19 protein-coding genes are annotated in these 19,580 nt (G+C 70.2%); 8 read left to right on the top strand and 11 right to left on the bottom strand.

Going from position 1 to position 19,580, the window contains the following annotated elements; all coding sequences use genetic code 11:
- Window positions 1-100 precede the first annotated feature (100 nt).
- The 3 genes from rarD to AC1DYP_RS19810 all read left to right on the top strand — a co-directional run bounded on the left by rarD (window position 101) and on the right by AC1DYP_RS19810 (window position 3,812).
- Window positions 101-1,015: an EamA family transporter RarD gene (rarD, locus tag AC1DYP_RS19820; protein WP_477047782.1), complete on the top strand. Its 915-nt coding sequence runs from the start codon at window positions 101-103 to the stop codon at window positions 1,013-1,015.
- Between the two features lie 85 nt (window positions 1,016-1,100).
- Complete coding sequence (locus tag AC1DYP_RS19815; protein ID WP_477047781.1) at window positions 1,101-2,246, top strand: serine hydrolase domain-containing protein; 1,146 nt, start codon at window positions 1,101-1,103, stop codon at window positions 2,244-2,246.
- Between the two features lie 138 nt (window positions 2,247-2,384).
- Window positions 2,385-3,812: an MFS transporter gene (locus tag AC1DYP_RS19810; protein ID WP_477047780.1), complete on the top strand. Its 1,428-nt coding sequence runs from the start codon at window positions 2,385-2,387 to the stop codon at window positions 3,810-3,812.
- Here AC1DYP_RS19810 and AC1DYP_RS19805 read toward each other — a convergent pair.
- Together AC1DYP_RS19805 and AC1DYP_RS19800 are read right to left on the bottom strand one after the other, a co-directional pair.
- Entirely contained in the window at window positions 3,809-4,624 is an 816-nt protein-coding gene (locus AC1DYP_RS19805; RefSeq protein ID WP_477047779.1) for a transporter, read from the bottom strand. The genes AC1DYP_RS19810 and AC1DYP_RS19805 overlap by 4 nt on opposite strands.
- Before the next feature lie 17 nt (window positions 4,625-4,641).
- Window positions 4,642-5,769: a serine hydrolase domain-containing protein gene (locus AC1DYP_RS19800; protein ID WP_477047778.1), complete on the bottom strand. Its 1,128-nt coding sequence runs from the start codon at window positions 5,767-5,769 to the stop codon at window positions 4,642-4,644.
- A 68-nt stretch (window positions 5,770-5,837) separates the two neighbouring features.
- Here AC1DYP_RS19800 and AC1DYP_RS19795 point away from each other — a divergent pair, with 68 nt between their 5' ends.
- Window positions 5,838-6,755, top strand: coding sequence for a 2-hydroxyacid dehydrogenase (locus AC1DYP_RS19795; RefSeq protein ID WP_477047777.1), 918 nt, complete (start codon window positions 5,838-5,840; stop codon window positions 6,753-6,755).
- Here the strand turns inward: AC1DYP_RS19795 and AC1DYP_RS19790 are convergent.
- The gene (locus AC1DYP_RS19790; protein WP_477034546.1) at window positions 6,752-7,600 is read right to left on the bottom strand and encodes a pyridoxal kinase; all 849 of its coding nucleotides are present in this window, start codon (window positions 7,598-7,600) and stop codon (window positions 6,752-6,754) included. The genes AC1DYP_RS19795 and AC1DYP_RS19790 overlap by 4 nt on opposite strands.
- Window positions 7,601-7,707: 107 nt before the next feature.
- Between AC1DYP_RS19790 and AC1DYP_RS19785 the strand changes: the two genes are divergently transcribed.
- Window positions 7,708-9,039, top strand: coding sequence for a site-2 protease family protein (locus tag AC1DYP_RS19785; protein WP_477047776.1), 1,332 nt, complete (start codon window positions 7,708-7,710; stop codon window positions 9,037-9,039).
- A 57-nt stretch (window positions 9,040-9,096) separates the two neighbouring features.
- On the opposite strand, the gene ahcY is transcribed toward AC1DYP_RS19785, so the two are convergent.
- The 3 genes from ahcY to AC1DYP_RS19770 all read right to left on the bottom strand — a co-directional run bounded on the left by ahcY (window position 9,097) and on the right by AC1DYP_RS19770 (window position 13,254).
- Entirely contained in the window at window positions 9,097-10,488 is a 1,392-nt protein-coding gene (gene ahcY / locus AC1DYP_RS19780) for an adenosylhomocysteinase (protein WP_477047775.1), read from the bottom strand.
- A gap of 123 nt (window positions 10,489-10,611) precedes the next feature.
- Entirely contained in the window at window positions 10,612-11,661 is a 1,050-nt protein-coding gene (locus AC1DYP_RS19775; protein WP_477047774.1) for a DUF1176 domain-containing protein, read from the bottom strand.
- Between the two features lie 54 nt (window positions 11,662-11,715).
- Entirely contained in the window at window positions 11,716-13,254 is a 1,539-nt protein-coding gene (locus AC1DYP_RS19770) for a CYTH and CHAD domain-containing protein (protein WP_477047773.1), read from the bottom strand.
- A 109-nt stretch (window positions 13,255-13,363) separates the two neighbouring features.
- Between AC1DYP_RS19770 and bioB the strand changes: the two genes are divergently transcribed.
- Window positions 13,364-14,386: a biotin synthase BioB gene (gene bioB / locus AC1DYP_RS19765; RefSeq protein ID WP_477047772.1), complete on the top strand. Its 1,023-nt coding sequence runs from the start codon at window positions 13,364-13,366 to the stop codon at window positions 14,384-14,386.
- 7 nt (window positions 14,387-14,393) lie between these two features.
- Here the strand turns inward: bioB and AC1DYP_RS19760 are convergent, their stop codons facing one another.
- Window positions 14,394-15,329, bottom strand: a complete 936-nt coding sequence (locus tag AC1DYP_RS19760; RefSeq protein WP_477047771.1) for a LysR substrate-binding domain-containing protein — start codon at window positions 15,327-15,329, stop codon at window positions 14,394-14,396.
- A gap of 107 nt (window positions 15,330-15,436) precedes the next feature.
- Here AC1DYP_RS19760 and AC1DYP_RS19755 point away from each other — a divergent pair, with 107 nt between their 5' ends.
- Together AC1DYP_RS19755 and AC1DYP_RS19750 are read left to right on the top strand one after the other, a co-directional pair.
- On the top strand, window positions 15,437-15,721 hold the full coding sequence (locus AC1DYP_RS19755; protein ID WP_477034540.1) for a DUF4242 domain-containing protein: 285 nt from the start codon (window positions 15,437-15,439) through the stop codon (window positions 15,719-15,721).
- A gap of 65 nt (window positions 15,722-15,786) precedes the next feature.
- Complete coding sequence (locus tag AC1DYP_RS19750) at window positions 15,787-16,698, top strand: diiron oxygenase (protein ID WP_477047770.1); 912 nt, start codon at window positions 15,787-15,789, stop codon at window positions 16,696-16,698.
- Between the two features lie 13 nt (window positions 16,699-16,711).
- Here the strand turns inward: AC1DYP_RS19750 and AC1DYP_RS19745 are convergent, their stop codons facing one another.
- From AC1DYP_RS19745 to AC1DYP_RS19730, 4 genes are all read right to left on the bottom strand, one after another.
- Window positions 16,712-16,990 (bottom strand): HPr family phosphocarrier protein, encoded by a 279-nt coding sequence (locus tag AC1DYP_RS19745; protein ID WP_165190933.1) that lies wholly within the window; start codon window positions 16,988-16,990, stop codon window positions 16,712-16,714.
- Complete coding sequence (locus AC1DYP_RS19740; RefSeq protein WP_029909326.1) at window positions 16,987-17,394, bottom strand: PTS sugar transporter subunit IIA; 408 nt, start codon at window positions 17,392-17,394, stop codon at window positions 16,987-16,989. The genes AC1DYP_RS19745 and AC1DYP_RS19740 overlap by 4 nt, the downstream gene beginning before the upstream one ends.
- 75 nt (window positions 17,395-17,469) lie before the next feature.
- Window positions 17,470-17,904: an HPr kinase/phosphorylase gene (locus tag AC1DYP_RS19735; RefSeq protein WP_477047769.1), complete on the bottom strand. Its 435-nt coding sequence runs from the start codon at window positions 17,902-17,904 to the stop codon at window positions 17,470-17,472.
- Window positions 17,901-19,571, bottom strand: coding sequence for a sensor histidine kinase (locus tag AC1DYP_RS19730; protein WP_477047768.1), 1,671 nt, complete (start codon window positions 19,569-19,571; stop codon window positions 17,901-17,903). Before AC1DYP_RS19730 ends, AC1DYP_RS19735 begins: the two co-directional genes overlap by 4 nt.
- Window positions 19,572-19,580: the final 9 nt, after the last annotated feature.

Raw genomic sequence — 19,580 nt, 5'->3', positions numbered from 1 at the left:
CGCAACAAGCGGGTGGACGATTTCAGGGGCTCCCGGGACTTAAGGTCCCGGGAGCCCTTTTTCATTTGCGATTCTTTTGAGATCCGAGGGGAACGACGCGATGTCGGCGGACTTGACGACCAAGAGCCCGGACGAAGCCCGGACGGCGTTGATCGCGGCGGTGGGCTGCTACCTGCTGTGGGGCTTCCTGCCGCTGTACTTCCACCTGCTGGCCAATCTGGGCGTCGGCTCCTGGGAAATGATCGCCCACCGCACCCTGTGGGCCGCGCCCTGGGCGTTCCTGGCCGTGCTGCTGGCCCGCCAGGGCGGGCAGGTGATGGCCGTGCTGCGCCAGCCCAAGACCATGCTGGTGCTGGCCTGTTCGACGGCGGCCATCTTCACCAACTGGTCGATCTACGTGTTCGCGGTCAACGCCGGCCACGTGATCGAGACCAGCCTGGGCTATTACATCAACCCGCTGATGAACATGGCGGCCGGGGCCATCCTGTTCCGCGAGCGGATCAGCCGCGAGGGCGCGATCGCCATCGGCCTGGCCGTGATCGGCGTGGCGATCCAGACCGCGGCCCTGGGCCACCTGCCGATCATCTCGCTGGGCGTGGCCTTCAGCTTCTGCGCCTACGCCATCCTGCGGAAGCAGGTGAAGGCCGACGCCCAGACGGGCCTGTTCATCGAATGCGCCTATCTGGCCGTGCCGGGCCTGCTGTACGTGCTGCACCTGCAGGCGACCGGCGTCGGCCACTTCGCGACGGGGGCCGGGGTCACCACCATGCTGCTGATCGCCGGACCGGCCACGGTCGTGCCCCTGGCCCTGTTCGCCTGGTCGGCGCGTCGCATGCCGCTCAGCGCCATGGGCTTCCTGCAGTTCATCGCGCCCACGATCCAGTTCCTGATCGGCGTCATCCTGGGCGAGGCCTTCACGCCGATGCGGGCCCTGTCGTTCGTGTTCATCTGGCTGGGCGTGGCGGTCTTCGCCTACGGGGCGTGGAAGCGCACGCGCGTGCTGGCGACGGCCTGACCCGATGCGTCATCCCTCGACCGGTTCGGGGGATGACGGCGGTTTCGAACACCGGCTAGGCTGCGGCGTCCACGAGAGCCGCCGCATGCCGACCCGACGTTCCCTGCTCGCCGCCGCCGGCGCCCTGGCCCTGACCGGCGGGGCGCGCGATCCGCTGGACGACCTATTGGCCGGCGAGGGCGAGCCCGAGGCCGCCGTCCCGGCCCTGGCCGGGGTCGCCTTCCGCGATCCGGCCAAGCCCGCTGTGCGGACCGTGGCGCGCGGCCTGGCCGACGTCGCGAGCGGCCGGGCCATGACCCCGGGCTCCCCCGCCCGCATCGCCTCGATCTCCAAGCTGGTCACGGCGATCGGCTTCATGACCCTGGTCGAGGCCGGCAAGGTCGGGCTGGACGACGACGTTTCCGACATTCTCGGTTGGTCCCTGCGCCATCCGCGCTTCCCCCAGGCGGCGATCACCCCGCGCCGGCTGATGTCGCACACCAGCGGCCTGCGCAACGGCCCCAGCTATCCGGTGGTCTTCGGCCGCCCGCTGAGCGCGGCCCTGACGCCCGGCGGCGTCCAGTGGGACGACGGCGCCTGGTTCGGTCCGGCCGAAGAAGCGCCGGGCGACTGGTTCGCCTATGCCGACGTCAACTACGCCGTGGTCGCCCAGCTGATCGAGCGCCTGTCGGGCCAGCGCTTCGACCGGTTCATGGCCGCCCGGGTGTTGGAGCCTCTGGACCTGAAGGGCGGCTTCAACTGGAGCGGCGTCTCGCAGGCGGTCCGTGACCGGCGCGCCGTGCTCTATCGCAAGGCTCCGTCCGACGACGGGCCGTGGGACGCCGCCGGACCCTGGGTCGCCCAGCTGGACCAGACCCTGCCGCCCGCGCCCCAGGCCGCCGTCCGCGTCGGCGCCGAGGCGGCGGGACGTTCGCTGGACAGCTATGTCCCCGGCGAGAACGGCTTCGTGTTCGCGCCGCAGGGCGGCCTGCGGGCCTCGATCAAAGACCTGGAAAAGATCGGCCGATTGCTGGCCCGGCGCGGCGCCCCGATCCTGAAGTCCGAGACCTTCGAAGCCATGACCACGCCGACCTGGCGGTTCGATCCGGCCCGCCCCAACGGCGAAGGCTATGGCGGCTTGATCCGCGCCTACGGCCTAGGCGTCCAGACCCTGACCGGGACCGAGGGCTACGACAATCCGTTCGACGGCTGCGAGGGCTGGATCGGCCACGCCGGAGACGCCTACTGCTGACCGGCCAGGCCGCGCCGCTGACGCGCAACAAGGGGCGCTCGATGCTGACCCGCCAGGAAGAGGCGATGGCCGCCCTGCTGGCCAGAGCCTGACAGCAGTCCTCGGGTCAAGACTTGGCGCGGGGGCCGGCCTTGGGCCATGCTCGCGCCCATGGCCGGTCCGCAACATCCTCCCTGCGACGAAGGCGTCATCCGCGCCGCCAGTCCGGACGGCTCGACGCCCCGTAAGCGCCTCGCCCTGGCCGCCACGGTCCTGGGCTCGAGCATGGCCTTCATCGACGGCTCGGTGGTCAATGTCGCGCTGCCCGCCATGCGGACCGCCTTGAAGGCCGACGCCGCCCAGGTGCAGTGGATCGTCAACGCCTACCTGCTGCTGCTGGGCGCCCTGGTGCTGATCGGCGGCTCGGCCGGCGACCGCTACGGACGGCGGCGAGTGTTCGTGATCGGCGTCCTGCTGTTCGCGGCGGCCTCGCTGGGCTGCGCCCTGGCCCCCGACGCGGGCTGGCTGATCGCCGCCCGGGCGGTGCAGGGGATCGCCGCGGCCATGCTGGTGCCCGCCAGCCTGGCGATCCTGGGCTCGACCTTCGACGACGACGAACGCGGCGCGGCGATCGGCGCCTGGGCCGGGTTCGGGGCGGTGACCACGGCGATCGGCCCGGTGCTGGGCGGCTGGCTGGTCGACCACGTCTCGTGGCGCGCCATCTTCCTGATCAACATCCCACTGGCCGCCGCCACCATCGGGCTGGCCCTGGCGGCGGTGCGCGAGAGCCGCGACCCGGAGGTCGAGCACCTGGACTGGCGCGGCGCGGTCCTGGCCGCCGCCGGCCTGGGCGCGGTGACCTGGGGCCTGACGGCGGCGGGCGAACGCGGCTGGACCAGCGGCGCGGTGTGGGCCGCGCKGGCGGCCGGCGCGGCCCTGCTGGCGGGCTTCCTGGTCAGCCAGGCGCGCGAGAAACACCCGATGATGCCGCTGGCGCTCTATCGCTCGCGGACCTTCAGCGGCGCCAACCTGCTGACCCTGGCGCTATATTTCGGCCTGACCGGCGCCCTGTTCTTCCTGCCGTACGAGCTGATCGCCCGCCACGGCTATTCGGCGGCCAAAGCCGGGGCGACCCTGCTGCCGTTCTCGCTGATCATGGGCAGCCTGTCGGGCCTGGCGGGCCGGCTGGCCGACCGGTTCGGGCCCCGGCCGATGCTGACGGTCGGGCCGATCCTGGCCGGGATCGGTTTCGGCCTGCTGGGCGCGCCCTGGATCGGCTCGGGCTTCTGGACCGGCGTCCTGCCCGGCCTGCTGGTGGTCGCCCTGGGCATGACCCTCGCGGTGGCGCCCCTGACCAACACGGTGATGAGCGCCGTGGCCGCCAGCCACGCCGGCGTCGCCTCGGGCGTCAACAACGCCGTCGCCCGCATCGCCGGCCTGTTGGCGGTGGCGGTGCTGGGCCTGATCTATTTCGCGCCGGGCCCCCACGGCTATCCGTGGGTGATGGCGATCAGCGCCACGATGGCCGTGGCGGCCGGCGTCGTGGGGTGGCTGATGATCGCGCCCAAGTCGCGCGCCGAGACCTAGAACCGCTTGGCCACGCCCACCGCCAGTTCGAGGTCCGGCGTGGCGCGGTTCAGCCCGACATAGGCCGAGGCGTCCAGCTGCAGGTCCTTGACCGACCGCAGGGTCCAGGCGGCCGTCAGGTCGAAGCTGGCCGAGGTGACGCCGCCCGACGGATTCTCGTCGCGGTCGGCCCACAGCTCGGCGCCCAGGGCCAGCGGACCGAACGAACGCCCCACCCCGACCGCGCCGCCGAACCCGGCGTGACGTCCCGAACCGTCGGCGTCCGGCCGCGCGCTCAGCTCGGGCGACAGGGCCAGCGACCAGTCGGCGTTCAGCGGCAGGGAGACCGGCGCGATCACCCCGCCCAGCCATACGCGATCGCCGATCCCGCCCGTTCCCGTCGGGGCGGAGACGAAGGGCTGCAAGGCGACCGAGACGCCGTCGCCGCCGGGATTGCGCAGCGACCAGCGCAGGCTGAGGGTCAGGTCGCCCTCCCCCTTCGCCGTGGAGGCGTCGCCGGTCGCCCGATCCTCTTGGCGAACCCGTTCGTGGGCGCTCCAGGCCAACTGGCCTTCCAGCATCGGCGTCAGGCCCAGCCGCAGCTCGAGCGCCCCGTAGGTTTCGTCGTCGGTCGAGACCCCGCCGCCCCGGCTCCAGGCGCCGTCGGCCACGCCCAGCTCGGCCTGGAAGCGTCCGGCGTCGAGCACGCAAGGCGGCGAGCCCTTGCCCGGCCGGTCGGCGCAGAACGCGCGGGCGGCGTCCTCGGCGTGGGCGGTCGAGACCCAGGCCAGGCCGGCCAGTCCGACGACTCTCGCGATCCCGGCCTTGCCCATGCTGATCTCCGAAGCCGCTAGAGCGCGGTGTAGGCCGCCTGGATCAGGCGCACGGCGCGCGGGTCGCCGATCAGCTCGGTCCCCTGCTTGTTCATCACATAGGCCCCCGACACGCCGCGCGCCGGATCGGCGAAGGCGCACGAGCCGCCCCAGCCGCTGTGGCCGAAGGCGTCCGGATTCGGGCCGTAGAAGAAGTTGGGCGTGTTGCGCATGAAGCCGGCGCCCCAGCTGATCACATAAGGCAGGACCAGGTCCTGGCCGACGATCCGCTCGGCGCTCGCCTGGACGATCAGGGCCGGCGACAGCACCTGGACGCCGTCCAGCTCGCCGCCGGACGCCAGGGCGCCCATCAGACGGGCCAGGGCCGGGGCGGTGGCGTGGCCGTTGGCCGACGGGATTTCGGCCCGCCGCCAGTCCGCCGTGCCGCGTCCGCCGGGCGCCGCCCACTTGGTCATGAAGGCGGCCTTCACGGCCTCGTTGATCTCGCCGAACTTCGGCAGCGCCGTGGGACGCATCAGTTCGGCGCAGCGGGCGTGCTCGCTGTCGGGCAGGCCGATCCAGATATCCAGGTCCAGCGGCTGGGCCAGGTCCTCGCGCAGCGCCGCGCCCATGGTCCGGCCGTCGACCCGGCGGAAGATCTCGCCGGCCGTGAAGCCGAAGGTCACCGGGTGGTAGCCGCTGGCCGAGCCAACCGGCCACAGCGGCGCCATGGCGGCGAGCTTGGCGGTGGTGGCCTGCCAGTCGAACCAGATCGACGGGTCGGTCTCGTCCGGAAAGCCCGACAGCCCGTCCTGGTGCGACATCACCTGGCCGACCGTGACGTCCTGCTTGCCGTTTTGCGCGAACTCCGGCCAGACCGAGGCCACCGTCTGGTCGTAGGTCAGCTTGCCCTGGTCGACGAGCCGGGCGATCAGCAGGGCGGCGACGGCCTTGGTGGTCGAGAACAGCGGCGTCAGCGTGTCGGGCCCGAAGGCGACCTCGTGCTTGCGGTCCGCGAAGCCGCCCATCAGGTCGACGACGACCTCGCCATGGACGGCCAGGCTGAAGCGCGCGCCCAGCTCGCCGGCGTTCTCGAAATTGGCCGCGAACGCGTCGCGGACGGCGGAAAAGCGGTCGGGGCAGAAGCCGGTGATGTCGACGGTCATGCGATTTCGTCTAGCCCAGGCCGGCCGGGTTTGCCATCGGAGGATAACGTCCCGCCCGGAGTCCGCCCATGGCCGTCGACCTGCTGTCGCTGCAGCCGTTCTCGCAAAGCCTGGAGGCCGCCCTGGACGCCCGCTACGTCGTTCACCGCCTGCACCGGGCCGCCGATCCCGAGGCCCTGCTGGCGTCGGTCGGTCCCAAGGTGCGCGGGATCGTCACCGGCGGCCAGACCGGTGTCCCGGCCGACCTCTGGGCCCGGCTGCCGGCGCTGGAGATCGTGGCGGTCAACGGGGTCGGGCTGGACGCGGTCGATCTCGACGTGGCCGCCGCGCGCGGGGTGGCGGTGACGACCACCCCCGGCGTGCTCACCGACGACGTCGCCGACCTGGCCGTCGGCCTGTGGCTGGCCCTGTCGCGGCGGATGATGGTCGGCGACCGCTTCGTGCGCGCGGGCCAGTGGACGCCGGGGGCCAACCCGCCGCTGGCCTCGCGCGCCAGCGGCCGGCGCGTCGGGGTGCTGGGGCTGGGCCAGATCGGCCGGGCCATCGCCGCGCGCGTCGCGCCCTTCGCCGCCCAGGTCGCCTATCACAGCCGTCGGCCCGTGGACGACGCGCCCTACGCCTATGCCGCCAGCCCGCTGGACCTGGCGCGCAGCGTCGAGGTGCTGTTCGTGGCCACCGCCGGCGGGTCGGGCACGCAGGCCCTTGTCGACGCCGCCGTGCTGGAAGCCCTGGGTCCGCGCGGCCTGCTGATCAACGTCTCACGGGGTTCGGTGGTCGACGAGGCGGCCCTGATCGCGGCGCTGGAGGCCGGCGTCATCGCCGGAGCGGCGCTGGACGTCTTCGCGGACGAGCCGCACGTTCCCGCCGCCTTGTTGGATCGCGACGACGTGGTGCTGCAACCCCACACCGGCAGCGCGACGATAGAGGGCCGCAAGGCCATGGCCGACCTGGTGCTGACGAACCTAGCCGCGCATTTCGGCGGTTAGGCCAGCCTTTCGATCCGCACGGTCGGCGAGGTCTGCTTGATGCGCGCGGCCATGGCCACGATCGGCAGTTCGGGGGCGTTCCAGATGTTGGCCGCCGTCACCGTCTCGGCCACGCCGCCGACGGCGCGGGCCAGGCCGTACGAGATGGTCTGGCCTTCCAGGATCGAGGCGGCGTAGAGGGCGGTCAGCAGGTCGCCGGTGCCGCTGGGCGAGCGCTCGGCCTTGGCGTGGGCCGCCAGCCAGGCTTCCTTGCGGTCGACATAGACGACGCCGATCTCGTTCCCTCTCTGCACGGACGACACCAGGGTCGGCTTGTTCAGCAGACGCCCCGCCCGCACGGCGGCTTGCGGATCGCGCGAGTCCGTGCCGGTCAGGCGTTGAAGCTCCCAGGCGTTGCAGGCCACGATGTCGGCGCGGGGGATCAGGTCGGCGGCGATGGCCTCGGCCACCTCGGCCGGGACGTAGAGGCCCTTGCCGGCGTCGCCCATGGTCGGGTCGATGATCACGGTCGGCTTGCGGGCGGCGGCGCCGTCGCGCGGGGCGGCGCGCACGGCGTCGATGGTGCGGGCCGCGGCGCGCACCTGGGCGGCGCTGGCGAAATAGCCCGTGATGACCACGTCGGTCAGGCCGAACAGGCCGTTGGCCTCGATGCCGTCGAGCATGCCCTCCATCACCTCGATGGGGGCCGGCGCGCCGCCGGGAATGCCCCAGCCGGGATGGCGGCCGTACAGCACGGTCGGCACGATCATCGAGTCGATGCGGAACTGCACGAGGGCGGCGGCCTGGGCCGACGCGCCGACCCGGCTGCCGGCGACATGGCTGGAGATGATCAGAGCAAGCGGCATGACAAGCGGCTTAGCCGAGCATTGCGGCCGCGGGGGGCCCTGTCGGCTGGCTGAGGGAGCCTGGCAGGCCACATCATTGACTCGCCAAGCATGACCATGAACAGGCTATGGCCATGCTAAATTTAGTTTCGGACCGCACCGTCGCGGCGCACGTGGCGCGTCACTGCCGCCAATGCGGGTTCCGATCCGAGGTCGCCTCTTCGTTTCGGATCGAGCGTGGCGGTGTGTTCGGACGATCGCGACCAGTCTGTTTCGGATGCAAGCCCTATCGGGTCGACGGAGTCGATCGCCTCTACTGGCGCGGCTGGTTCAATCAGCTCTTCATGTCCGCCGTGATCGCCAGTTGGTGCGGCCTGCAAGGCGGCTTCACCTTCGGTCTGACAGTCTGGCTGACGCTGGTCCTGACGCGCCCGCTGGCGATCCTGATCCACGAATCCGGACACGTCCTGGCGGCCAAGGCGGTCGGTTTCGATGTGATCGAGGCGCGCGTCGGACGGGGTCCCGTGATCCTGCGCCGTCGCGCTTGGGGAGTCCGTTGGTCGATCCATCGCTACGCGGCCCTTGGCGGACTGACCCAGTTCATCCCACCGGAGGGCGCAGGTCCCTGGCGGCGCGGCGTGAGCTATCTCGGCGGAGCCCTGGCCAACCTGACGACGGCCTGCGCGGCGACGGCGCTCTATCCGCTTCTAGAGGACTCCCTTTGGGGTTTGGCAGGAGCGGTTATCGTTGGCTGGACGATCCTGCATCTGTTGATGGCGTTTAACGCGTTGTGGCCAGCCAAGGGCGGCGACCACCCTTCCGACGGCGCCCTTGTCGTGGCGCTGTTCCAGAAGCCCGATCAAGTGGCCGACGAGCGGTTGCTCCTGCTCCAACAAACCCAGCGCCTGACGCTGGCCGGCCGCTTCTCGGAAGCCGCTAACGTCTTCGAAGCCAAGCTGAAGGTTTGGCCGAACGATCCCTATGTGTTGGGCATGGTTGTTCATTGCACTGCCCAAGCGCAAGGCGACCGCATGGCCCTGGCCCGCTATCGCGCCCTAACGGCCGAGGCGACGGCCGGACCGCCCCGACCGTTCGACTGGCATGCGGTCATGACCGGCTGGATGGCCGGGAACATCGCTTGGTCGGCGATCAACGCTGCTTCCGACGCCGATCTCGATCTCGCGGAACGGCAGCTGCAGATCGCTCTGGCGCTGTTGCCCGACGCGCCGGACATCAAGGGAACCCATGGCGCGTGGCTGGCCGCCCGAGGCCAGGCCGATGCTGGCGAAGTGCTGCTGGTTCAAGCCCTACCCGAACTCGAAGCGGCTGCCGACAAGGCGGCCTTCAGCCGACAACTGGCCCAGGCTCGACGTGCGCGCAGCGACTTGATCGGCGCGGCCGAGGCCGAGCGGCTGAGCGACCACGTCCTGGCGCACTCTCTGGAACGCCCAGCCGTCTAAAGGAAAGGCCCGCCGCGTTTCCGCGACGGGCCCTTCCGGCTTGGCTTGGAGCCAGGCCTAGTAGCGGTAGTGGTCCGGCTTGAACGGGCCCTTTTCCGGCACGCCGATGTAGTCGGCCTGGTCCTTGCGCAGGGTCGACAGCTTGGCGCCCAGCTTCTCCAGGTGGAGCAGGGCGACCTTTTCGTCCAGGTGCTTGGGCAGGGTGTAGACGTCGTTCTTGTAGGCCGTCTTGTTGGTCCACAGTTCGATCTGTGCCAGCGTCTGGTTGGTGAAGCTGGCCGACATCACGAAGCTCGGGTGACCGGTGGCGTTGCCCAGGTTCACCAGGCGGCCTTCCGACAGCAGGATGATCTTCTTGCCGTCCGGGAACTCGATGTGGTGGACCTGCGGCTTGATCTCGTCCCACTTGAAGTTCTTCAGGCCCGCGACCTGAATTTCCGAGTCGAAGTGGCCGATGTTGCAGACGATGGCGTTGTTGCGCATCTGCCGCATGTGATCGACGGTGATGACGTCCTTGTTGCCCGTGGCGGTGACGAAGATGTCGGCGCGGCCGGCGCAGTCGTCCAGGGTCTGGACTTCATAGCCTTCCATCGCCGCCTGCAGGGCGCAGATCGGATCGATTTCGGTGACGATCACGCGGGCGCCGCCTTGGCGCAGCGAAGCCGCCGAGCCCTTGCCCACGTCGCCGTAGCCGCAGACCACCGCGACCTTGCCCGAGAGCATGACGTCGGTGCCGCGACGGATGGCGTCGACCAGCGATTCCCGGCAACCGTACAGGTTGTCGAACTTGCTCTTGGTGACGCTGTCGTTGACGTTGATGGCGGGGAACGGCAGTTCGCCCTTCTGGGCCATCTGGTACAGGCGGTGCACGCCCGTGGTGGTTTCTTCCGACACGCCGCCGACGGCGTCGCGGATCGCCGAGTAGAAGCCCGGCTTTTCGGCCAGGTAGCGCTTCATCACGGTGTAGAGCGCTTCTTCTTCCTCGTTGGTCGGGTTGTTGAGGATCGAGGGATCCTTCTCGGCCTTCGGACCCAGCACGCAGAGCAGGGTCGCGTCGCCGCCGTCGTCGAGGATCAGGTTCGGATAGCCGCCGTCCGACCATTCGAAGATCTTGTGGGCGTATTCCCAGTACTCGACCAGGTTCTCGCCCTTGAAGGCGAACACCGGGACGCCGGCGGCGGCGATGGCGGCCGCGGCGTGGTCCTGGGTCGAGAAGATGTTGCACGAGGCCCAGCGGACGTCGGCGCCCAGAGCGGTGAGGGTCTCGATCAGAACGGCGGTCTGGATGGTCATGTGCAGGCTGCCGGCGATGCGGGCGCCCTTCAGGACCTGGGCAGGGCCGTATTCGGCGCGGGTGGCCATCAGACCGGGCATTTCGGTCTCGGCGATGGCGATTTCCTTGCGGCCGTAATCGGCGAGCGAGATGTCCTTGACGATGTAGTCGGCCACGGTCGGGCTCCTGCGGTCGGGGGATGGTCTTGCGCGGTCTATACCGCGCCCCGCCGGTTCTCGCAATTAAGGCATAAGGATTTCTTTATATGCCCCACATCCCGCGTTCAGGGCCGCGCCGACCTATTCGACCTTGGCCTGGTAGGTGACCGGCCAGTTGATCTGACCTCGGCACACGGGCATGGCCATCTCGCGGACCACGACGAAGGCCGTCCCGGTCCAGGCCCACTCGCCGCCCTCGCCGCAATCGCCGAAGCGGTTCTCCCTGGTGTAGAGACCCAGAAGGCGGGTCTTCGGATCGTAGGCGCCGCCGCTGATCAGGCCGTCGAACGGCATCCACGGCTTGCCGCCCTTGTTGTCGGTGACGACCAGCAGCGCCTCGGCGGCGCCGACCCCGCCCGCACAGGACACTCGCCACATCACCTGGTCGGCCGACAGGCGATAGGCCCGGACGTAACCGCCGTCCCAAGCGGGGTCCTGGTCGCAGTCGTTCTTGGCCACCAGCGCCTTGACCGAGGCGGGAGGCCTGTCGGACAGGCCCGTCTGAGCGAAGGCGGGCGCGCGGCGAACCACCTCGATGGCCGGCCGCGGCGGCACGGACGACGCGGGCGCCGCGCCCTTGGCGACGATCGCCGTGACGGTGCCGACGCGGCCCTGCTGGTCGTCCATCCGGCGCAGGGCGGCGGCCAGGCCGGCCAGCGACACCACGCCCAGTTCCCGGTCGCCCAGGCTGAGGGTCAAGGTGGTTCCGTTGCGGGCGGCGACCAGCAGCGGGCCGACCTGGGCGGCGCTCAGCGTGACCGAAAAGTCCTTGGCGCCCCGAACGCTCGTCAGCGGTCGTTCGTCGACGGCCAGCACCAACGGCTTGCCCTCGAACCCGTCCGGCACATCCTCCATCAGTTGCAGCGTTGCCTGGACCGGATCGTCGGGTCCCCCGCCGCGATTGAGCTGCAGGATCGCCATGTGATTGGGGCGGCTCATCGACTCCTCGTCCGGGGCCGTGAAGCCGTCGGCCTCGCAGTTGCGGAGATTGTCGCAAGCCACGACCCAGTCCTTGAACGTGGCGACCCGCTTGTCCGCCGCCGCCGCGCGGGATTGGCCGGCCAAGGGCGTCCCCAGGATGAGCACCGCGCAAGCGGCGGCGCCGACAAGGACCGTCCTGAGCTTGAACATTGGATCCCCCCCGGGACGTTTCACCAGAGCCGTTTGGTCACCAGAACCGCCTGGTCACCAGAACCGTTTGGCCTCGGCGAAGCTAACATAGGCGCCTTGGGCCTCAACCAGAAGTTCCTTCTCGCGACCCTCGCGGCCCGCCGTCAGGCGGCCGGCGGCGAAGGCGGCCTGGGGGTCCTCGCAGGACATCGCCACCTCCCGGGCCAGGGCCTCGCGGGCGGCCAGGTCGTTGAGCACGCCCAGGGCGTCCTGGAGATCCTTGGTCGCTTCGACGAAGCGGGCTAGGCGTTTGGGATGGTCGGGGAACAACCCGCCCAGGTCCTCGACCGCGTAGCGCAGCTTCTTGCCGCGAATGCGCAGCTCATGTCGTTCCTGGGGGCTGAGAGCGGCCAGGTCGCGGCCGTCGTTGCGGATGCGGCGGCGGCGCTTGTCCAGCGCCTTGGCGGCGAAGTCGGCGGCGGGCTTGTCACGGCGCTTCTCGAGAGCCTTGTCGGTGGTCCAGGCCCCGGCTTCCAGCCAAGCGGCGGCGTCGATGGCCAGGGCGCGGAAGCGGGCGCTGTCCACGGCCGCGTCGGCCCTGCCGTAGGCGTCGGTCTGGGCCGACAGCAGCGCCTTGCCGAACGCCGCCAGGGCCTGCGCCTCCTCCTGGGCCGCCGCATCGGGCTGGTCCTGCGCGGCCGGATCCCCCGCAGCCTGGCTTTCGGCGGCCGGCCGCCAGACGTCGGCGATGAACACGTCCAGGTTCCGCGCCTCGCCCAGTTCGTCGGCCAGCCATTTCAGCTCGGCCTTGACGTGAGCGGCGTCCGGAGCGCCGGCCAGGGCCTTGAAGGTCGACAGCAGGGCCCGGAACCGTCGCGCCGCCACCCGCAGCTTGTGCACCCGTTCGGGACCGGGGCGGGCGTGCAGGGCTTCGGCGGCGGCGCACAGGCGGCACAGGGCCGTCCGGCCGAGCGCCTGCAACGCCTCTCCGGTCGTCGCGCCGGGATCCAGCGGCGCGTCGGGGCGGGGGCCGTCCGTTTCGTTGAGCGCCAGGGCGTAGCCACGCTCGGCCTTGCTGACCAGCGACAGCCGCAGCGGCGCGTGGGCGGCCAGGTCGCGCGCCAGGTCGAACAGCACGCTCGGCGCGCCGGTCTTCAGTTCCAGCTCAAGCTCGCTGACCGCCGCGCGGCGGTCGTCGGCCAGCAGTTCGCCCTGGTCGAGGGCCGCCTCGATGGTCGCGCCGTCGCGTTCGATCAGCCGGGTCACGCGCTTGACGTTGGTGGTGAACACCGCAACCAGAGTGTCGCCGTTGATGGCCTGGGCGGCCGGGGTCTTGGCCAGCAGGTCGCGGTCGGGCTCGGCTCCCTCCACGGCGCTCTCCCATTCGCCGCGCGCGAACACCCCGCCCGACGAGGCCGACTTCAGGGTCTGCTTGCGGCCGTTCTCGCCGTCGCGGATGCGCAGGCCGAAGCCCGCCTTGCGCAGGGCGTGGTCGATGGTGTCGAAATAGGTGGCGTCGAGCTGCCGAACCGCTTCCCGCCCCTCGAGCCGGGCCAGGACCGCGTTCGAAGCCTCTGGTGCGATCAGGAACTTCAGCTCGATTTCGTGATCCATGCGCACCTTATAACCTCGCGAACCGACTTTGGCTGCATCGGGCTATTACCAGCCTTCGCACGCGGGACGTGCTTGCCAATCGAAGTGACCGAGTCCAAACCTGCGCGCCATGAGCCAGATCAACGCCGCCCCCGCTCGTCACGAGCCCCGTCACGATTGGACCCTCGACCAGGTCCAGGCCCTGTTCGACCAGCCGTTCATGGAGCTGATGTTCCAGGCCGCGACCGTGCACCGGGCCTGGTTCGATCCGTCGGAAGTGCAGCTGTCGCAGCTGCTGTCGGTCAAGACCGGCGGCTGCGCCGAGAACTGCGGCTATTGCAGCCAGTCGGCCCACTTCAAGACCGGCCTGAAGGCCGAGAAGCTGATGGACGCCGAGGTCGTGATCGCCAAGGCCCGCGAGGCGCGCGACGGCGGGGCCCAGCGCTTCTGCATGGGCGCGGCCTGGCGCGAGCTGAAGGACCGCGACCTGCCCAGGCTGGCGGCGATGATCGGCGGCGTGAAGGCCCTGGGCCTGGAGACCTGCGCGACCCTGGGCATGCTGACGCCGGAACAGGCGAAGGAGCTGAAGGACGCCGGCCTGGACTACTACAACCACAACCTCGACACCGGCCCGGAATACTATGGCGACGTGGTCACCACCCGCACCTACCAGGAGCGGCTGGACACCCTGGCCTATGTGCGCGACGCGGGCATGAGCACCTGCTGCGGCGGCATCGTCGGCATGGGCGAGACCCGCCGCGACCGCGCCAGCCTGCTGCACCAGCTGGCCACCCTGCCGGCCCACCCCGACAGCCTGCCGATCAACGGCCTGGTGCCGGTCAGCGGCACGCCGCTGGGCGACAAGGTGCTGAAGGAAGGCCAGATCGACTCGATCGAGTTCGTCCGCACGGTCGCCGTGGCCCGGATCGTCTGCCCCAAATCGATGGTCCGCCTGTCGGCCGGGCGCGACGAGATGAACCGCGAGTTGCAAGCTCTGTGCTTCCTGGCCGGCGCCAACTCGATCTTCGTCGGCGGCAAGCTGCTGACCACCCCCCTGCCCGGCCAGGACGAGGACAGCGCGCTGTTCAGGGACCTGGACCTGCGGCCGATGGGCGTGAAGACCGTCGCGCCGGAAAGCGTGGCGGCGGAGTAGCCGTCCGCTAGAGCCGGCCGTCGACGATCGCGGCCAGCCTGTCGGCGGTGAGCCGCGCCTCCTCGACCAGCCAGGCGCGGAAGCGCTCGACGTGTCTCTGACCCGCGAGGTCCGACCGGAAACGGGCCACGAAACCGTGCTCGCTCCAGCGTCCGGTCTCGATCGGGAACGGCAGGGCGACGACGCCGGCGTCCAGTTGTTCGGTGATCAGGGCCAGGCCGCAAAGGGTCACCCCCGCGTTGGCCGCCACCGCGTCGAGGGCCGAGCCGATGCGCTGGAAGCGCATCCCGCGCTCCGGAAAGGCCCGTGAAACGCCGTTGGCCGCGACCCAGTCCGGCCAGGAAAGACCGGCCGGATCGTCCTTGTAGAAGTCCAGGTGCAGGATCGGGAAGCCCTCGAGCCGGGTCTTCAGGTCGATGTGCGCGGTGCGGGCGACGTTTTCGGGCGAGGCCACCGGAACCACGTAGTCCCGGAACAACAGCCGCCGCGCGGGGTCCTCGCCGGCGCTTGCGAAGCTGATCTCGCAATCGACCCGCCCCAGCCGTCGCGCCGCGTCGCCCTCGCCGTTGACGGTGAAAAGGATGTTGGGATGCAGGGCCCGGAAGCGCTCCAGGCAGGGCTTGAGCCAGAGCTCCGCGACGTCGGACGCCGCGGCGATGTGCAGTTCACGGCCGCGCTGCAGCTCCAGTTCCTCGGCCGCCGCCTCCAGCGCCTGGAACCCTTCGCGCAGGCGTGGCAAGGCCGAGCTCAGGGCCGCGGTCGCGCTGACGCCCCCGCGTCCCCGGACCAGCAGCTCGACGCCCAGATAGTCCTCCAGCGCCTTCACCCTCTGGCCCACGGCCGCCGGCGTGACGCCCAGATCGACGGCGGCCCCGACGAAGGAGCCGTGGCGCACGGCCAGCTCCAACGCCTGCAGGGATCGGAGATAAGGAGGCGCAGGCATGCCGCATCATAAGTAAAACCTTTAGCCAGCGCCACAAGGTTTGGATTGCGCCCGGGGCCCGACGGCGCGATGCTGTGGTCATTCCAAGGGTGATGCGGGGCGGCGCCATGGGCCATCTCAAGCGTTACCTGGTCGAACGCGAAATCCCCGGGATCGGCGGCATGTCGATCATCGAGCTCTGTGGGGCTGCTCGCGCCTCGAACCAGGCGATCGAAAAGATAGGCCGGAACATCCAGTGGCAGCACAGCTATGTCGCTGGGGATCGGACCTTCTGCATCTATCTCGCGGACGGCGAGGACGTGATCCACGCCCATGCCGAGCTGAGCGGCTTTCCGGTGACCTCGATCACCGAGATCCCGCAGATCATCGACCCGACCACCGCCAACAACTAGCCGGCGGCGAGCTCACCGTCGCGGCATGCGCCCGAGGGGCGCCTCGCCGCGCGAGGAGACGACCCATGATCCAGGACCTGAACTACGAGCGCCTGCTCGAAACCTCCAAGCGCGTGAACTGGCGCGTCGAGGACATCATCGGCCTCGACAAGCCGATGGACTTTTCCAAGCCGTTCATGCCGGAGACCTTCGCCCGCACGGCGGCGCTCGACTTCCTGAGCCCGGCCGAACGCCTGAAGCTCAACCAGATTCGCGGCTTCGTCTATCTGGCGATGTTCGAGCTGGTGGAGCGCTGCATCCTGCCCCTGATCGAGGACCTGGCCCCGTCCAAGCCGGGCCAGGATCCGCACCGGACGCCCGCCCTGACCCAGTTCGCGGCCGAGGAGGCCAAGCATATCGAGCTGTTCGTCCGTTTCCGGCAGGCGTTCGAGGACGGCTTCGACACGCCCTGCGGCTTCATCGGGCCGGCCGATGCGATCGGCGCGGCGGTCCGTAACCATAGCCGCCTAGGGCTGGCGCTGTTCGTTCTCGGCATCGAATGGGCGACCCAACGCCACTATGTCGAAAGCGTCCAGGACGACCAGGATCTCGACCCGCAGTTCAAGAGCCTGCTCAAGCACCACTGGATCGAGGAGTCCCAGCACGCCAAGCTGGACGCCCTGGTCTTCCTCGAACTGGCCGCCCGGGCCACGCCGGAACAGGTCGACAAGGCGGTCGATGACTTCCTGGACATCGGCGCCTTCATCGACGGCGGCCTGGCCCAGCAGGTCGATCTGGACCTGGCGGCGCTGGAGGCCGCCGCGGGCCGTTCGCTGTCGGACGCCGAGAAGAAGACCTTCGGCGAGGTCCAGCACCAGGCGATGCGCTGGACCTTCATCGGCTCGGCGCTCCGCAACGAAGGGTTCCTGAAGACCGTCGGCGAGGTCAGCCCGGCCGCCCGCGCCCGTCTGGAGAGCGTCGCGCCAATCTTCTGCTGAGCCCTGCTGAGCCCTACCGCTCCTCGTCGAAGCGGTTGGACACCAGCTCGGTGAGGGCCTCGACGGCCGCGTCGGCCTCGGGGCCCTCGGCCTCGATGTCGATGGTCGAGCCGATGCCGGCGGCCAGCATCATCAGGCCCATGATCGAGCGGGCGTCGACGCTGGTGCCGTCGCGGGCGACCGTGACCTCGGCGTCGAAACCCGAGGCCAGCTTGACGAACTTGGCCGAGGCGCGGGCGTGCAGGCCCCGTTCATTGACGATCTCGACCGTGCGCGCCGCCATGCGACTCACTTTTCCCCAGCGAGCACGTAGGAGGCCACGGAGATATATTTGCGTCCAGCCTCTTGGGCGTGGGCGACGCAGGCCTGCAGGTTTTCGCGCTGGCGCACGCTGGCCAGCTTGATCAGCATCGGCAGGTTCAGACCGGCGATCACCTCGGCCTTGGTCTGCTCCATCACCGAGATGGCCAGATTCGACGGCGTGCCGCCGAACATGTCGGTCAGCAGAATCACGCCGTCGCCGTCCTGGTCGACAGCGGCGCACGCCTTCAGAATGTCCGACCGGCGACGTTCCATGTCGTCTTCCGGGCCGATGCAGATGGCCTTCACCGCGCTCTGCGGTCCGACCACATGCTCCATGGCGGAGACGAACTCCTCCGCCAGCCGCCCGTGCGTGACTATCACGAGCCCGATCATGCCTGATCTCTCAAACGGGATCCCCATAACCCGTGGCGGCCAGGGAGGGCCGCGCGGGCCGCCTTGATACGCTTGTTAGTCGGGGACTCCAAGATGCTCAAACATCCGTCGGATTTTCCCCGGCGCGGCGGGTTCCAGAGGCCACAGGTGCAGAACCCGCGTGGAAACGCCTTCGACGGCCTCGAACGCGGGATCAGGCAGCCGCTCGACCGCCTGCGGCCGATCCACGCAGCGCACCAGAAGATCGATCCGGCAGAACGGTCGATAGGGCTGGGGCAGCACGCCCAGGCCTCGCGCCTCGACGAGGCCGGCCAGGGCGTCGGGCGCGCGGCCATAGAGCTTGCCGCCGGAAACGAACACCAGGGTGCGGTCGTCGGCGACCAGCACGAAGCCCTGGTCCAGCGCCCGCAGCGCCAGGTCGCTCTTGCCGACGCCCGACGCGCCTTCGATCAGCGCGCCGCGCCATTCGCCGGCGACCCGGCGGGCGATCAGCCCCGCATGGCGGATCATTCGCGCGAGCCCCCGTCGCGTGAACCGCCGTGATGGTGGGCGTTGTGGGCGCCGGCCTCGGGCAGGTCGACCCGGAACCGCGCGCCGATCACCTTGCCCTCGGCGGTCTTGCGGTTCTCGGCCCGCATGGTCCCGCCGTGCGCCTCGACGATCTGGCGGGCGATCGACAGGCCCAGGCCCGAATTGCCGCCGAACGCCTTGCCCTTCGGCCGCGAGGTGTAGAACCGCTCGAAGATGGTCTCGAGATTGTCGGGCGGAATGCCGGGACCGTCGTCGTCGACCGTGACGATCAAGCGGTTGTGATGATCGCGCAGCCCCGGATCGCGCTTCAGCGTCACCCGCACCTCGCCGTCGGCGGCGCTGAACGAGCGGGCGTTGTCGATCAGGTTGCGGAACACCTGGCCCATCGGGGTCTCGCGCGCCACGATCCGGGCGTGCTGCGGGGCGGCCTTGGCGTCGAAGGTCACCCGCACGCTGCCCGGCGCCTCGCCCGGACGCAGCTGGGCCTCGTACAGATGGATCACCTCGGCCAGCAGCAGGTTCAGCTCGAAGGCCCGCGGCGCCTCGCGCGACAGCTCCGCGTCCAGCCTGGAGGCGTTGGAGATGTCGGTGACCAGCCGGTCCAGGCGGGTGACGTCCTGTTGCAGTATGCCCAGCAGCCGGGCCCGGGCCGCCGGATCGGTGACCAGGTCCAGGGTCTCGATCGCCGAGCGGATCGAGGTCAGGGGGTTCTTGATCTCGTGGGCGACGTCGGCGGCGAAGCGCTCGATGGCGTCCATCCGCTCGGACATCGAGTCGGTCATCTCCTCCAGGGCCCGCGACAGGTCGCCCAGCTCGTCCTTGCGGTCGGAGATGTCGGGCAGGGAGATGGCCCGGGCGCCGTCCAGCCGCACGCGGTCGGCGGCGCTGGCCATCCGCAGCACCGGCTGGGCGATCAGGCGGTTGAGCAGGAACGACGAGATCAGGGTGGTGGCGATGGCGATCAGGGCGAAGGGCAGCAGGGCCTTGCGCTCGGCCGCGATGATCTGGTCGATGTCGCCGGCTTCCAGGGTCAGCACGCCCAAGACGGCGCGCACGTGCTGGATCGGGATCGACACCGACACCACGCGCTCGCCCATCTCGTCGATGCGGGTGCCGGCCACCGGCTCGCCCAGCTTGGCCTGGGCGATCTCGGCGGCCAGGGCGGCCCGCGCCGCGCGCGCCACCTCCGGCTTGGCGTCGGTGTCCTGGGCGGGCAGGCCGAACGCCGGCTGGCCGGGCTTGCGGGCCGGCGGCAGGACCTTGGACTCCACCCGGTCGGCGACCACGTAGGAATCGGCCAGCTGGTTGCCCTGGGCGTCGAACAGCCGCGCGCGCTGCGAGCGCGGGATGAACAGGCTCTGCAGGATGTCGCTGGCCTGGTCGGGCACCAGGCGCGGTTCCGGATCGCCGACGGTGGCGGCCAGGTCGATCACGTTGGCGATCAGCTCGCCCTGGGTGGTCAGGCTGTCGATGCGGGTGTTGATCAGGCCGCTGCGCAGCTCGTTCAGCACCAGCGCCCCGCCCAGCAGCACGGCCAAGGCCAGCAGGTTGAGCCCGATGATCAGCCGGCCCAGGCGCGAACCCCTGGGCCAGGCGAGTTTAGGGGGCCAGGCAAGCGTGGGCCAAGCCGGTCTGGGCCAGGTCATCCGCCGTTT

Source organism: Caulobacter sp. P1_D6 (assembly GCF_056406095.1).
Note: the sequence above shows the minus strand (reverse complement) of the source record. Positions and strands in the feature narration are given on the sequence as shown.